This window comes from Virgibacillus sp. NKC19-3, assembly GCF_019837165.1.
GTDB lineage: Bacteria > Bacillota > Bacilli > Bacillales > Amphibacillaceae > Virgibacillus_L > Virgibacillus_L saliphilus.
Genome location: NZ_JAGYHC010000001.1, coordinates 3,381,617 through 3,396,352 on the forward strand (window position 1 = coordinate 3,381,617; position 14,736 = coordinate 3,396,352).

A 14,736-nucleotide genomic window follows, 5' to 3' on the forward strand; every position below is an offset into this window, starting at 1 on the left:
ACTAACCACTATACCTTTCATGGGGATATGTTTTGTATACAAGGACAAGGGCCCAAATCCTTGTCCCATTTACGGATACCATACTATGCAAATTCCGGATTTTCAGAGATGAGATAACGATTTCTTAACCAAGTTCGATCACGCTAAGTCAGACCTTAAAACGAAATCCCTGTATTGGGCGATCCGCTCCATTTTGTTTCGCCTTCGACGGTAACGGATTTTACATTTAAATCGTTATTTAATACGATATAGTCAGCTAGTTTCCCTTTTGCTATGCTGCCAAGTTTATTATTCAGTCTAAGGCTTTTTGCTGGGGATAAAGAAGCTCGATGCCAGACTTCATGTAATGGTAGATTGCTCCACTTATGAAGATTACGGACTCCGTCAATTAGTTTAAGTGTACTTCCCGCGAGAGATCCATTCTCCATTTTGGCAATTCCGTCTTTCATTACGACAGGAAATTCCCCCAGCATATATTTGCCATCCGGCTGTAAACCAGCACTCATACAATCGGTGATCAAGATTAGTTTATTTCCTTTCACGTTTGCTGCAAACGTTGCGACACTTGGATGCACATGATGTCCATCACAAATCAATTCAGCAAAAGCTCGCTCATCAGTAAGTGCAGCGCCAACGACTCCCGGTTCTCGGTGATGCAGTCCTGTCATACCATTGAACAAATGCACATAGTCACGTGCCCCAGCGTCAATTCCAGCAACACAACAATCAAAACTTGCATCTGTATGCGCAATACTTGCTAACACACCATCTCGTGTCATTTGTTGGATGAATTCTAGTGAGTCATTTCGTTCCGGTGCTAACGCAATTTTAACAACCGAATTACCCGCAATCTGTTGCCAGTGTTGAAATTCTTGATAGTCTGGATCACGGAAGTAATCAGGATTTTGGGCTCCCTTGTGCTTTTCGGTAAAATATGGCCCTTCAAGGAATATCCCTTCCGATTTTGCACCGGAAAGCCCTTGTACTGTTGCACTCCGAATAGCTTTAATAGCCGTATCCAAGTCTGTCTTACTAGATGTTAATGTTGTCGGTAAGAATCGAGTTACTCCTAGCGGAAGAATAGCCTTAGAAATCTCATTTACAGCTTCTTCGGTTCCATCCATGATGTCGTATCCATTCGCTCCATGGATGTGTGTATCAAACAGCCCAGGAGCAATCGTATAACCGGACCAGTCAATAACGTTAGCGCTAACTGGCACCGTATTAACGAAGGAACCGAAACGGTCATTTACAATCTCTAAGTAACCACCGGTTTTTTCTCCATTCTCTAGCAAATAACGATCCGCCTTAATATAATAATTCATGATATATGCTTCCTTTACTAACTAAGTTTTATATCACTAAAAAAGGGATTTAGCCTTTTTTATTTTATGATTCATTGGATTGCTTTTTCTTACGAGCGAAATATACACTCACAAGAATGAATACGATGATAGCAAGCACAAGTCCAACTATTGGGATATCTAACTTAAAAAATAGTTTGATCAATGTCATTACAACGATTCCATCCGGTACAAGGAATGCCAAGCCTTCCACACCGTAGATTTCTAGTCCGAATAACGGATAAAAAAGTGCAACCGGAATAGTTAATATCAAGCCATAGACAATTCCTGATATTATTGCTCCTCGTCGGCCACCAAGGGTATTACCAAATATGCCTGCTATACCGCCGGTGAAAAATCCGCCAATGATCGAAGGCAAGGGAACAACACCACCGAAAGTTGTTGACACAAACATTCCAATAATCATCCCTACCACAGCGAAAATAAATCCTAACATTAAAGCATTTGGCGCATAGGCAAAGAATATCGGAGCATCTAGTGCTGGTTTAGCACCAGGAACTAACTTTAAAGCAATTCCTCTAAACGCTGGAACAATTTCTCCTAAAAACATTCTGACACCCTGCAGTAATACGAGGACACCAGCAGCAAATCCTAAAGCGCTTAAGAAGCTGAATACCAGATAATTTTGGCCACCAGCAAGAGGTCCTACGACATCTGGCCCTGCCGCGATAGCCGTCACTAAATAAATAATGAGCATGACGAGGGAAACAGATACAGCGGTGTCTTTAAAGAAACTTAGCTTTTCGGGTAGTTGAATATCCTCGCTACTTTTTTCCTTATTGCCGAACAATTTACCAACATAAGCAGATGCGACAACACCAGTGGTTGTTAAATGGCCATAAGCAAGTTGATTGTTTCCAGTAAGCTTTCGCACAATTGGCTGGGATATTGCTGGCAAAAGTAGATATACCATCCCTGCAATAATTGATCCAAAAATAATCCCATGTGTTTCAGAAACACCCAAATCATGAAAAGCCCACGCTAAAAATCCAGCAGTTATCCATAACATATGACCTGTTAGAAAGATATACTTAAATGGTGTGATACGAGCTAATAAAATGTTAATTAAGAAACCAAACAAAAGTATAAACGATGTCATTCTACCAATTTCAGCAACATTTGATATCAATTCAGCTACGACAGCTTCATCCACAGGTACAACACCATTTAAATTAAATGCTTCAGTGAACATTGCCGAAAACGGTTCCAAATTTTCAGCAATAAGTCCAGTTCCCGCTGTCAGAATGAGTATACCTAATATCGTTTTAGATGTCCCCTTTACGACTTCTGTCAGCTCTTTTCTTTGCAACAGCAGGCCTAATAAAGCGACAATGCCTAGCGTAATAGCTGGTTCAGTTAAAAGATCCGCAATTCCTTTTATCATGGGTTATCACTCCCTTGAAAAACTCTATTACTTCGGAATCCCTTACAAATAATTTTACAATTTTTTACTTACGACAAACGATCAAGGCAGATTGGATTATTTAATCACTCATGTTTTTAAGTTGATTTAATAATTTCTCCCGAATTTCTTCTGTGTTTGTCAGATCATCAATAAATATCTTCGGGCTACTAATACCTTCCAATGTGGATTCTAAATCGGCTGATGCTATGACTAAATCCGGGTTGCCACCTTTGGCAGACCCTGCATCATTTGCATTGACATCTGCTTTAATCCCCTTCTCATTTAAAATGTCGTCCACTGTCATTTTCAACATTAAACTTGTTCCAAATCCCATCCCACAAACCGTCATAATATTCATTCATAACGCCTCCTTAATTTTATAAACATGTGATTCGATTTCTATAATTTTCAATATGCTTTCGGTTAATATCATCCCCTTTGTCGAGATTTGAGCTTACATATATCGGCGGCTCTATTCCTTTTTTATCTAGATTTTCAATAACTTGCACTACAATTGATTGAAGGATCGTAAATCCAATAATGGAAGATGTTGGACCAAATTTCGAGTCTACGCTGGATAATTGCATGATGGCATCGCCGGATTCACCATGGTTATCTAAAACGACATCTGCTAATTCGTATAATTTTTCCCCTCCTTTAGAACGTGAATTAACTTCCTTAGAAAAAGACAACGATGTCAAGGCAATAACTTTCATCCCTTTTTTCTTCGCCTCAATAGCCATTTCGATCGGAACCGGATTTCTCCCTGATGTGGAAACAATCAGCATGACATCTCCAGGATACGTCACTTCTTCTTCTAAGAGAATCTTTGCAAGCCCCTCCTGCCGCTCTGAAAAAGTGCTGACTGGCGCAGATGGGGATAAGGAAAGACTTGGCGCTAAAATTGCATTCACAGGAACAAGTCCGCCTGCGCGGTAAAAAAGCTCCATAGCATACATTTGAGAGTGACCACATCCAAACACATGAAGAACTCCATCATTTTCGATAGCGCTTGCAATAATATTGGCCGCATCTACAATGTGATTCGACTCTTTCTCCGATACCTCATTCAACATATTTTGTATTTCTGAAAAATAATCTTTAAATAACATTTTGTATTTAATTCTCCTCTCTTAGTTTTTTGTTGATCATATTTAATACGCGATCAACATTTTCTTCAGTTCGAATCATTTCTAAAAGCTGCTTATCTTGTAAAACCCGCATCAATTCAGCCATTAAATTTAAGTGTGTATTATGATCAACTGCCCCTAATGCAAATACTAAATCCACTGGGTCCTTGTTTCCAGCTCCAAAATCCACTGGATTTTCTAAGGTAATCATAGTTAAACCAATTTCTTTCACCCCCTCCTCAGGTCTAGCATGAAATAATGCAATCCCAGGCGCAATGACAATGTAAGGACCATATTCATATACACCGTCGATCATGCTTTGAATATACCTTTCTTCAACGATATTATTTTCCAAAAGCAGTTCCCCGGCTTTTTGCCCAGCTTCCTGCCAATTTTCCACGTGAACTTGTAGAGAAATGGTAGACGAACTTAACAAACTTTCAAGCATATTAATCTTCCCCCATGTAATCGTATATCGTAACACCCTGTACAACCCGATTGATTTGGCCATCGGGACTCGGATTATCAGGGGTAATTCCTAGCTGCAATGATTTTTTCAACGCTAATACTTGTGCAACAATAATAGCTGGAAGGGCTACATGGAAATCATTTATTAAATCGTTCGCGTCATTGTTAATTGATATAACCCAGTCGGCCAATTCAGCAATCTCTGAGTCATTTTTGTCTGTAATAGCCACAACTTTAGCACCAGATATATCCCCCGAAAGCTCCCGAAGCATATCTACATCGTATTTACGTGTGTAAGGATTGTTTGATAGGAAAATCACAACAAGGGACTTAGCATTTAAAATTGATTTTGGACCGTGACGGAAGCCGAGTGATGATTCATGGACAGCGACTACTTTTCCTGCAGTTAATTCAAGCATTTTTAATGCAGCTTCATGAGTTAATTGACCCAATATTCCTGAACCCAAATAAATAATTCGCTCAAAATCCATTTTGAGAATGTCATTAATTTTTTCCGGCAATGATTCAATCAGTTTTTCTGCATGACCGAGAATATTTTTGTCCAAATCGTTCGATGTAAATAACGTATACGCAGTTATTAGCATACAGGTAAAACTGCTTGTCATCGCAAGCCCTTTGTCGTGAGCATCATCTGGCATCAGAATAGTTACTGAGTTTTTATCGTTCTTTGTGTCCTTGGCCAACTGTCCATCTTGATTGCAAGTTATAACTACTTGATAAAAATGATCAACTATCTGTTCACCGAGCGCTACAGCTGCAACGCTTTCCGGACTATTACCCGAACGTGCAAAAGACACCATGATAGTCGGTATATCTTTTTGTAAATATTCTTCGGGGTTTGAAACAATATTTGTTGTGGGAACTGAATCAAATTGGACATTTGCATTATTTTCTTTTCGCAATAACGGTACAAGTATATCTCCAATAAATGCCGATGTTCCTGCCCCTGACAATATCACACGGACATGTTCATGTTTTTTATAAATCGATTCTATAAAATTAGTTAGTTCTTCTTTTTGATCAAAGAGCGAAGAAACAAGCTCTTTCCAAACAACAGGCTGCTGGTAGATTTCAGAAGTAGTATTAATTGCACTATTCTTTTGTAATTCCTCAGATGTCATATTAAACATGTTTCACCCTCCAATAAATTAGTTGCTGTGGTTATGTCGTTATAACCACTTGCGTTAAAAAAAACGCTATTCCTTTTTAAACCTGAAATCAAGTTAATTCTACGGTATAATCAAATTTATCACCACGGGCTACACTAATAGTATATTCTATTAATTTATCATCTTGATAAGCAAAACGTTTAATCAGCATTGCCGGATGATCTGCAGGTAAGTTCAAGTGCTCTCCCTCTTTTTCGCGTATAGTGGTAGCGGAGAACTGTTCAACTGCTTTTGTGACACCAATTTGATAATCCTGAAGAAAAATGTCGTACATTGGACGTTCTTTTAAGTCCTTTTCTGTTAAGTAAGGAAATATCTTTTTAGGAATATATGATGTTTCGTACATTAAGGGTTCGTTATCAGCCAATCGCAGACGTACAATTTGAAAAGCTTCATCCAAGGGCGCCAAATTCATTTTGTTTGCAAATCGTTCATCTAATGCAATTTCTCGAAATGAAAGTACTTGGGTGGTTGGCGTTTTTCCCATTTTTTGCATTTCCTCTGTAAAACTATACAACTTAACAAGATTTTGATTATAGCTAATTGGCGATACGAAGGTCCCTTTACCATGCAATTTGTAGATATAACCTTCCCGTTCAAGTTCCTGCAATGCTTGCCTCACCGTTATACGGCTAAGATCATAAATATCACATAATTCTCTTTCTGAAGGCAGTTTTTCGTGTACAAGTAATTTTTCAGTATCTATTTTTTTGATTAAATCGTCCATTAATTGCAAGTATAATGGTATCTTACTCGTCTTATCCAAATCTAGTTTCCACCTACTTTCTCAACCCAATCATTGCCTTGATAAACTATTATGTGGTTATTACCAGTTGTTATTAATAATTGTAACGCATGTTTAAATATATGTAAAGGATTACAATTACATTTTTCTTAATTACGGTTTGCAAAGCAACAGTAGAGGAATTGCACTTTTAAGAACTATGAAAATATTTCTTTATAGTTTGATGCTTACGATGTATATCACACATGCTGGAGGAAGGATTTCTTCCCTGATTTCAAAACTGCCTGGTTGAAGTCCGAAAAACCATTTGCCCTAATTCCTATAGCGCCACCTTCAGCTGCCACAATAGCCATCTTCTTCATGTATTCAGATCCATGTAAAGTTCATTTTCTAACGCTTGGCATGATACCACTAACCCTCCATTTAGTTGACTCAACAAAATATATCTATCTCTTTAGTGAACTTATATGTTTCGATAATTATTCGCGATATTCTTATAAAGAAATTCAAAAACCCATTCAACCTTAAACTTTAGCAGCAATTAGAATGTTATTTTTCTAAGGATCTACATTTTCTGCTTTATTGATAACACTTTGTAGACTAATGTTGTAAAGTAACACATTATCTCAGCCACTCTTTTTCAAAATAATTCGGACTGAAAATCCGTAATAATCCCCCGTCGTGAAAATAAATAATAGAAAGAAGCAATCTCCTTTCTATTTACTTACAGTCACAACAAACAAACCAGCGTTTGTAAAATCGTAAATTAAGAAACTGCCTTAATACCATGCAAATCATTTTTTACACTACTTCAGGAAGAGGGATGACCTAGATTACTATTTAAACCTGATAAGTTTCGATGAATGCCATTTTCAAACTTTATTTTTATATTTTCGTATGAATTTCATAATTCCTAGACCTTGCGCGGTAAGGACTTTGAAATCTAAATAAGTACCTCTCCAAATCTTTATAATGGTAGTTGAACAAAAAACCAAAAGATTGGGAGGGTACTTCCTATTACCATTATTCGTCAATCAAGTCTATTTGGCATTCAAGAATTATATGACATGAAACCTACCCAAAAGTACGAAGCCATTTTTTAGCGATAGATTTAGATGCGATTTATCATAAAGTAACCAAAAAGTCAAGACTTGGCACACCGGAAGAGCAGAATTATGCATCCATGATTATTTCCACTTTTGTACAATATGTGGAGCGTATTCCCATGATCAAGAATCTTATTAACGTCTTCATGATGATATAGTGTTTAAGCTCAATTGTGGATTGAGTATTGCGGAGGGATAGAGCCAGCTGTGTAAAGTTTTGAGCCACCATTTGCGGAAAAAAGAGCCACTAGAGCAGGATATTGGTGGAAGATTAAACTTTATACCTCTCCATGTTAAATTCATTCATGTCGCTGAATAGATATCTCCACGTAAATTAATTTTTAAAATTTCCCTTAGCTATAATTTTATCTCTTATTGATCCTTTTTACATTTTGTACTGCATGTATATGCCGCTTCTACACTTACAAAAAATCAATATACTTATTTACTAATGACTTGTTGAAGTTGTTTACCCGATTCATCATAGTAATAAAAACCTTTACCGGTCTTAACTCCATAATTGCCGGATTCAACAACCTTTTTCAGTAGTGGACAAGGGCGATATTTGGAATCTTGAAATCCATTATAAAGACCTTCCATTGTTGCTAAAAGTACATCCAATCCAACAAAATCAGCAAGGGTAAGAGGCCCCATCCGATGATTTGCTCCCAATTTCATTGCCTCATCTATATCTTTAGGTTCAGCACCTTCCATTACACAATATACTGCTTCATTAACCATCGGAACAAGAAGACGATTAACAAGAAAGCCTGGGTAGTCCTGACACCGAACAGGGGCTTTTCCAATACTATATGCAAAGTCAAACATAGCCTCCATTGTAGTTTTATCTGTAATAATTGATGGGACGACTTCTACAAGTTTCATAACAGGTACAGGATAGAAATAATGAAAGCCAATGACTTTTTCAGGTCGCTGTGTTACCGATCCAATTGCTGCAATAGAAAGACCAGATGTGTTAGAAGCTAATATTGTTTGTTTATCTACATATTGATCCATTTGAGCAAAAACCTTTTTTTTGATCTCTAACTCCTCAGGAACAGCTTCGATTACCAGATCAACTCCCTTTATATGTTCAATATCACTATTTATAGTAATGTTTTTTAAGGCCAGCTCTTTTTCATTATCGGTAATCTTTTGTTTTTTTACTTTTACATTCAGTTGCTTTTCTATATTGCCAATTGCTTCATTTGCTTTTGATTCATTTATTTCTATTAACATTACACTTTTTCCAGACTCAGCAGCATTTTGAGCAATACCCGCTCCCATCAGACCGCCACCTACGATCGCCATACTTTCAAGTGACATATATTCTCCCCCTTTTTAATGAAGCAACCTCTTATATTATATGTTATTATTTTATTCCCATTTTAATATGGAAAAGGTGAGATAGAATTCAGTCTCACCTTCATCCATTATCAACATCTTTCAAATAGTGTTGAGATACCTTGTCCTCCACCTATACACATTGTAACAATACCTTTATCTAAGTTAGATCGATGCATTTCATGCATAATTTTAACTGTTAAAATAGTCCCCGTTGCTCCCACTGGATGGCCTAAACTGATTGCACCACCATTAACATTAACTTTATTTGGATCAAGATTTAAATCTCTCATAACGGCACAAGACTGAGAAGCAAAAGCTTCATTCAATTCAAAAGTATCAATCTCATCTAAATCAAAGTCTAATTTTTTTGCTAATTTTTCAGTTGATAATTTTGGGGCGTATCCCATAACATCAGGTCCGTTCCCAGCTACCGCAAAGCCTTTTATTTTTAATAAAGGCTTAATCCCCAACTCTTCTGCTTTTTCTTTTGACATAAGCACTACTGAAGCTGCACCATCATTAATTCCAGAAGAATTTGCTGGAGTAACTGTACCTTCCTTCTTAAAAGCAGGTTTCATTTTACTTAGCTTTTCCATCGTAAGTCCTTCTCTTGGATGCTCATCCGTATCTACAATTGTTATATTTCCTTTTCTGTCTTTTAACTCAATAGGAACTATTTCATCTTTAAATTTCCCTTCTTTAATTGCTTTAACAGCTCTCTCTTGACTCTTAATGGAAAACTCATCTTGTTCCTCCCTCGAAATACGGTATCTTTCTGCTACATTTTCACCTGTAACACCATTATGATATGGCCCACTTGGCCAGGTTAAAATGGATAATACTCCATCTTCAAGCTCTCCATGACCCATTTTATACCCAAAACGAGCCTCCTTTACATAATACGGTAATTGAGACATATTTTCGGTTCCACACGATACTACTACATCTGCATTCCCAGTTTGGATTTGCATCATACCATCTACAATGGATTGCATTCCAGAACCACATTGTCTATTAACAGAATAAGCTGTCGTTTCCTCTGGTAAATCAGACTTAAGTGAAACAACCCTACCTATAAAACCATTTTCAGCAATCTGACCTACATTACCGATAATTAATTCATCTACATTTTTAGATTCTATCCCCGCTCTTTTCACAGACTCTTTTACTGCATATGCTGCTAAGTCAGTCGCGTGTACATCTTTCAATCCTCCACCAAACTTTCCAATTGGAGTTCTTGCTCCAGACACAACGACTACTTCCTTTAAATTACTCATTTTTTCATTCCCCTTTTTAAAATTTAAATAGTGAATGATCCTGAACTAGAGGACCATTCCTCCACCTACATTGATAACTTCACCAGTTATATAGGAAGCTTCATCTGAAGCTAAAAATGAGATCATATTTCCTACATCGGAGGGGGTTCCTGCTCTACCCATTGGAATTTTGGAAATCATTTGCTCCCAAACCTCATCTGGCACACCTCTTGTCATGTCCGTATCAATGAACCCTGGACAAATCGCATTGCATGTAATATTATTTTTAGCTAATTCTTTTGCAGCTGTTTTTGTCAGTCCTACCACTCCTGCTTTTGATGCTGCATAGTTTGATTGGCCAAAGTTTCCTAACCAGCTGGCAGATGAAATAGAGATAATTCTACCAGTTCCTTTTTCTTTCATTCGTATAGCCGCTTCTTGCGTACACAAAAATGTTCCAGTTAAGTTAACATCAATTACTTGCTGCCATTGTTCCATAGACATTTTATGAAGTGTAGAATCTTTATTAATCCCCGCATTGTTAACCAAAATGTCTACCGTTCCAAACTCATCAGTTACATAGTTAAAAAGATTTTTAACTTCATCTTGTTTTGCAATATTAGCTGCATAAGAAGTTATACTATATCTCTGATCAGAAAACGCTTTAACTACTTCCCTACAAGCTTCTTCATTTAGATCAACGATAACTACCTTTGCCCCCTCATTAGATAGTTTTTCCGCTATACCTTTACCAAGTCCTCTTGCAGCACCTGTAACAATAGCAACTTTATCTGATAATCTACCCATTTTTCATTCCCCCACTGTAATAAATATTTAAATATGAGCTACTAAGGGCTTTACTATCTAAATTCATTTATATAGCAAAATTAAATTAATTACCCATAAAATCTTGTAACCCAAATGGCCCATTTAGAAATAGTTTCTCATCCATTGTTTTTAAATTTTCACTAATAACAGGCTTAAAGTCCATCATATCTAGAATATCTTTTTGTAAATCAACTCCAGGGGCAATTTCGATTAGCATAACACCCTCTTTAACTAACTTAAACACAGCCCTTTCTGTAACAAAAAAGACATCCTGGCCTTTTTCTCTGGCTAATTTTCCATTAAACGAGATCTGTGAAACGTTAGAAACCATTTTCTTTATAGAACCTTCTTGTTCTATATGAATTTTGTTACCTTTGAAGCCAACCTTCGCTTTACCAGTACTAAACGTCGCACAAAAGACAACTTTTTTGGCATTTTGTGTAATATCGATAAATCCGCCGGCACCTGTACATAAAGGACCCATTTTAGTTGCATTGACATTTCCTTCCCCATCAAGCTCACCCGCTCCCATAAAGGTAATATCTACGCCAGCTCCATTATAATAATCCATTTGCTGATCATGAGTAATCATTGCATACACATTTTGTCCAATTCCAAAGTCTACCCCACCTGCTTGCACACCACCATATATGCCTGACTCAACGGTGATCATAATATCGTCTGAAATAGCTTCTTCATTTGCGATATTACCGACAACATCATTAGGTATTCCTGTCCCTAAATTGATAACATCACCTTTATTTATTTCAAACATAGCCCGTCTGCCAATAAACTTTCGAGTATTCATTTCCAATGGTTTGATGGAATTCACAGGAAACCTAAGATCCCCCGAATAGGATGGGTCATAGTACCAAGAAGAAGTTTGCTTATGATCTTCATACGGATTATCACAAACCACTATCGCATCAACAAAGACTCCAGGAACAACAACGTCTTTCGGATGAAGATTGCCTGTTTCCGCTACACGTTTCACTTGCACAATAACTTTTCCGCCAAATCTTTTCGTAGCAAGTACAGTGGGTAACACTTCAAGTTTCATGGCTTCGTCTTCCATCGTAATATTACCCATTTCATCTGCAGTAGTTCCACGAATAATACAAGCATCTAACGGTATTTTTCTGTAAAACATATATACTTCATTGTCATATTCAATTGTTTCGGAAATATCATCTAGTTTTTTGGTCCTCTCGTTCATTTTTCCACCCTCAATACGAGGATCAACAAATGTACCAAGCCCTACCTTGCTCATTTTACCTGGAAGCCCACTAGCCATTGACCTGTATAACTGTGCTAGTTGACCTTGTGGAAGGCAATAGGCATCAACTTTATTTTCAGCAATCATTTCCATCCATTTGGGTTGAAGCCCCCAATGAGATCCAATAATTTTCGTCACTAATCCTTCGTGAGCAAAATGTTGGATCCCATTTTTTCGATCACTTTGACCAGCTGAATGTACTAATGTTAAATCTTTTGGATGCCCAGTTTCTAAGAAACTATTCTCAATCACTTTTAAAATAGCCTCTGAAGAACTGATTAAAGTCATCCCAACAGTTGAAACTGTATCTCCATCTTGTATCAAATTTGTAACTTCACTAGCCTTTATAAAATTAGCTTCCATTGAATTCACTCCTTTTGTTTTTCTAAATAACTTCTTATTTCTTTTTTATCTATTTTTCCATTCGCAGTTTTAAGTATTTCATCAACAAAATGATACTCAGTAGGGGTCTCGTAGCTCGCCAGTTTATTTTTTAAAACTAATTTAATAGATGCCTCATCAACAAGGTGGCCTTCTTTTATCGAAATCACTGCAACAGGTACTTCTCCGTATACATAATCTTTCACTCCCACTACAGCAACCTCACTTATCCCATCTATCTGATAAATAGCATTTTCAATATCAATACTGAAAATCTTTTCCCCACCTCTATTAATTAGATCTTTTTTTCTGTCTACTACATAAAGGTAACCTTCTTTATTTATATATCCAATATCTCCTGTTTTCAGCCACTTATCTCCCGTAATTAAATCAGATTTTTGGTTATAATATTCTTCAATTACATTTGTCCCCCTCACCCAAATCTCACCTGTTTTACCACGTTTTGATTCATAACCAGAATCATCTACTATTTTAATAGATAATCCCGGAATAGGTTGACCTGATGAACCGATATATTCACTTACCGAAACATCAGATGGAAAAATGGTAGCTGGTGAAGTAGTTTCCGATAACCCATAGACAGTTCTAAAAGACATCTGTGGTAACCATTCTTTTAATTCCTTTATCATTTCAGCAGGCATATTACTACTACCGCAAGCCAAGGTTTTCAAACTTGATAGGTTAGGATGCAAACCTTTTTCCTTTAACATTAATGTAAAAATGGTAGGTGAGGCATGATAAAATGTAATATTAAATGTAGATATATCTGATAATAGTTGATTGACATCAAAGAATTTATGGACACGAACGGTACCTTTACACTTCAGGAACAATGATAATGTCGCAATTAAACCTGTTACATTGTAAATAGGAGTTGCTAATATTGTAGAATCGCTTTCATTAAGATCTAAAATTTTATGATACGCTACTATCGCATGTTGAACATTAAAATTTCTAATAACGACTCCTTTGCTGAATGTGGTCGTGCCTGACGTAAACATGATAATCGCTACATCTTCTATCGATCCACTATCTTCCGTTTCTACTTCGGGGTATCCATTAAGAAAATGAAAAGCATATCCATTTGAGGTATCTTGGGATTCACAAATAATTACATGGCATCTTTTATTCTCGTATTTTCTAACCCATGGAAAATATTTCTCGTCAACAATAAGCAGATCACAATTACTTTTCTCAATTAGTGCACATATTTCTGGCTCTTTAAATTTAGTTGGAAAAGGAATGATCGTTACCCCTAATTTTTGAGCGGCTAAGAAAGAAATAATAAATTCTATCGAATTAAATAACAACAATCCAATATGCTTTCCTCTTTCAATCTTATACTTATCTGTTAAATAGGAAGATAGTTTATCAGTCATTTTCAGCAATTCAACGTAAGTATAAGATCTGCCATTCGCATCGATTATTCCTACTTTATTCGGAACTTCGATTACATTTTCTTTTAAGACATGATACATATTCCTTTTTAGATCATTAAACGTGTCATATTCCCTATTATTAAACTTCCTTGTCACTAAATCTTTTGTAATATGTTCTTTCCAAAGGACATTTCCAGAAACCATATTCTCTCCCTCCCACCTATACATTATATAACCAATTTTCACAAGGTGGCTATCCTTACTTTTTTATAATGCTATTTTTTTATAAGATTGAAGGTCTTCATTCTCGTTAGCCACGTAAGCATCTTCATATAAAGAAGTTAACATTTCTATGAATGTATGTTCACTTTCAGCTAATTCTTCAGGGGTTGTTGATAAAGAAGCAACAACCATTCTCCCTGTCTGTTCTGAATAAAAAAGTACTTGCAAGACCTTAACCAATTCTTCTTTACCCAAAATTCGGTAAATACTATGATTAGCAACAAATTCATTTTTCAGGAGATAGGCATTCCTGTTATCAACGGTGCACTTTATTTTTTCGATAATTTTATACCTATCTTTACGACGACTTCTTTTTTCTTTATTTTGAAACTGTTTCTCTAATTCATCAACGTAATCATCTATATTTATGTCCTCTTTCATATTTGCCCATCTAATCGATAAAGAAGCTGCTGACTTTTTAGATACGGTTACCTTATCTATTTTTATTAAACCTTCGTCAAAGGTAAATTTGTTATTTGGATTAATAAACACCTGCCAATCTCTCGGATGGCGAATACCAATACCATATATATTTAACGGTATAAAATTATTCATTAC

The 14,736-nt window shown here is 36.5% G+C and carries 13 protein-coding genes and 2 pseudogenes; 1 reads left to right on the forward strand and 14 read right to left on the reverse strand.

The genetic code is table 11. The annotated features are described in order from the left end of the window. Window positions 1-155: 155 nt before the first annotated feature. The 8 genes and pseudogenes from nagA to KFZ56_RS20110 form a co-directional block, all read right to left on the reverse strand. Entirely contained in the window at window positions 156-1,325 is a 1,170-nt protein-coding gene (nagA, locus tag KFZ56_RS16165; RefSeq protein ID WP_222643052.1) for an N-acetylglucosamine-6-phosphate deacetylase, read from the reverse strand. Window positions 1,326-1,389: 64 nt separating this feature from the next. Beyond that, window positions 1,390-2,748, reverse strand: a complete 1,359-nt coding sequence (gene ulaA, locus KFZ56_RS16170) for a PTS ascorbate transporter subunit IIC (protein WP_222643053.1) — start codon at window positions 2,746-2,748, stop codon at window positions 1,390-1,392. Between the two features lie 100 nt (window positions 2,749-2,848). Further along, window positions 2,849-3,127 (reverse strand): PTS sugar transporter subunit IIB, encoded by a 279-nt coding sequence (locus KFZ56_RS16175; protein WP_222643054.1) that lies wholly within the window; start codon window positions 3,125-3,127, stop codon window positions 2,849-2,851. A 19-nt stretch (window positions 3,128-3,146) separates the two neighbouring features. Beyond that, window positions 3,147-3,881: a sugar isomerase domain-containing protein gene (locus KFZ56_RS16180; protein WP_222643055.1), complete on the reverse strand. Its 735-nt coding sequence runs from the start codon at window positions 3,879-3,881 to the stop codon at window positions 3,147-3,149. A gap of 7 nt (window positions 3,882-3,888) precedes the next feature. Beyond that, the gene (locus tag KFZ56_RS16185; RefSeq protein WP_222643057.1) at window positions 3,889-4,347 is read right to left on the reverse strand and encodes a PTS sugar transporter subunit IIA; all 459 of its coding nucleotides are present in this window, start codon (window positions 4,345-4,347) and stop codon (window positions 3,889-3,891) included. Window position 4,348: 1 nt separating this feature from the next. After that, window positions 4,349-5,518, reverse strand: coding sequence for an SIS domain-containing protein (locus tag KFZ56_RS16190; RefSeq protein WP_222643058.1), 1,170 nt, complete (start codon window positions 5,516-5,518; stop codon window positions 4,349-4,351). An 88-nt stretch (window positions 5,519-5,606) separates the two neighbouring features. Next, window positions 5,607-6,323: a GntR family transcriptional regulator gene (locus KFZ56_RS16195; protein WP_255585183.1), complete on the reverse strand. Its 717-nt coding sequence runs from the start codon at window positions 6,321-6,323 to the stop codon at window positions 5,607-5,609. A gap of 272 nt (window positions 6,324-6,595) precedes the next feature. Continuing rightward, a pseudogene (locus KFZ56_RS20110) lies at window positions 6,596-6,744 on the reverse strand (N-acetylmannosamine-6-phosphate 2-epimerase); the annotation flags it as partial. Window positions 6,745-7,318: 574 nt separating this feature from the next. Between KFZ56_RS20110 and KFZ56_RS19670 the strand changes: the two are divergent. Beyond that, window positions 7,319-7,601: pseudogene (locus KFZ56_RS19670) on the forward strand (transposase); the annotation flags it as partial. 248 nt (window positions 7,602-7,849) lie between these two features. On the opposite strand, the gene KFZ56_RS16200 reads toward KFZ56_RS19670, so the two are convergent. From KFZ56_RS16200 to KFZ56_RS16225, 6 genes are all read right to left on the reverse strand, one after another. Then, a complete protein-coding gene (locus KFZ56_RS16200; RefSeq protein ID WP_222643060.1) occupies window positions 7,850-8,734 on the reverse strand; it encodes a 3-hydroxyacyl-CoA dehydrogenase family protein in 885 nt (294 codons plus the stop codon). A gap of 110 nt (window positions 8,735-8,844) precedes the next feature. Then, complete coding sequence (locus KFZ56_RS16205) at window positions 8,845-10,032, reverse strand: thiolase family protein (protein ID WP_222643062.1); 1,188 nt, start codon at window positions 10,030-10,032, stop codon at window positions 8,845-8,847. Between the two features lie 45 nt (window positions 10,033-10,077). Continuing rightward, a complete protein-coding gene (gene fabG / locus KFZ56_RS16210; RefSeq protein WP_222643063.1) occupies window positions 10,078-10,818 on the reverse strand; it encodes a 3-oxoacyl-ACP reductase FabG in 741 nt (246 codons plus the stop codon). An 85-nt stretch (window positions 10,819-10,903) separates the two neighbouring features. Then, window positions 10,904-12,478 carry an acyl CoA:acetate/3-ketoacid CoA transferase gene (locus KFZ56_RS16215; RefSeq protein WP_222643065.1) on the reverse strand — a complete coding sequence of 525 codons (1,575 nt, stop codon included), beginning with the start codon at window positions 12,476-12,478 and terminating at the stop codon, window positions 10,904-10,906. Between the two features lie 5 nt (window positions 12,479-12,483). Next, window positions 12,484-14,100, reverse strand: coding sequence for a class I adenylate-forming enzyme family protein (locus tag KFZ56_RS16220; protein ID WP_222643066.1), 1,617 nt, complete (start codon window positions 14,098-14,100; stop codon window positions 12,484-12,486). A 63-nt stretch (window positions 14,101-14,163) separates the two neighbouring features. After that, window positions 14,164-14,733: a hypothetical protein gene (locus KFZ56_RS16225; protein WP_222643067.1), complete on the reverse strand. Its 570-nt coding sequence runs from the start codon at window positions 14,731-14,733 to the stop codon at window positions 14,164-14,166. Window positions 14,734-14,736: the final 3 nt, after the last annotated feature.

What these genes read in the sequence shown, in the direction of transcription:
- nagA (WP_222643052.1), bottom strand. Translation starts at nt 1,325, where the DNA reads ATGAATTATTATATTAAGGCGGATCGTTATTTGCTAGAGAATGGAGAA.
- ulaA (WP_222643053.1), bottom strand. Translation starts at nt 2,748, where the DNA reads ATGATAAAAGGAATTGCGGATCTTTTAACTGAACCAGCTATTACGCTA.
- KFZ56_RS16175 (WP_222643054.1), bottom strand. Translation starts at nt 3,127, where the DNA reads ATGAATATTATGACGGTTTGTGGGATGGGATTTGGAACAAGTTTAATG.
- KFZ56_RS16180 (WP_222643055.1), bottom strand. Translation starts at nt 3,881, where the DNA reads ATGTTATTTAAAGATTATTTTTCAGAAATACAAAATATGTTGAATGAG.
- KFZ56_RS16185 (WP_222643057.1), bottom strand. Translation starts at nt 4,347, where the DNA reads ATGCTTGAAAGTTTGTTAAGTTCGTCTACCATTTCTCTACAAGTTCAC.
- KFZ56_RS16190 (WP_222643058.1), bottom strand. Translation starts at nt 5,518, where the DNA reads ATGTTTAATATGACATCTGAGGAATTACAAAAGAATAGTGCAATTAAT.
- KFZ56_RS16200 (WP_222643060.1), bottom strand. Translation starts at nt 8,734, where the DNA reads ATGTCACTTGAAAGTATGGCGATCGTAGGTGGCGGTCTGATGGGAGCG.
- KFZ56_RS16205 (WP_222643062.1), bottom strand. Translation starts at nt 10,032, where the DNA reads ATGAGTAATTTAAAGGAAGTAGTCGTTGTGTCTGGAGCAAGAACTCCA.
- fabG (WP_222643063.1), bottom strand. Translation starts at nt 10,818, where the DNA reads ATGGGTAGATTATCAGATAAAGTTGCTATTGTTACAGGTGCTGCAAGA.
- KFZ56_RS16215 (WP_222643065.1), bottom strand. Translation starts at nt 12,478, where the DNA reads ATGGAAGCTAATTTTATAAAGGCTAGTGAAGTTACAAATTTGATACAA.
- KFZ56_RS16220 (WP_222643066.1), bottom strand. Translation starts at nt 14,100, where the DNA reads ATGGTTTCTGGAAATGTCCTTTGGAAAGAACATATTACAAAAGATTTA.
- KFZ56_RS16225 (WP_222643067.1), bottom strand. Translation starts at nt 14,733, where the DNA reads ATGAATAATTTTATACCGTTAAATATATATGGTATTGGTATTCGCCAT.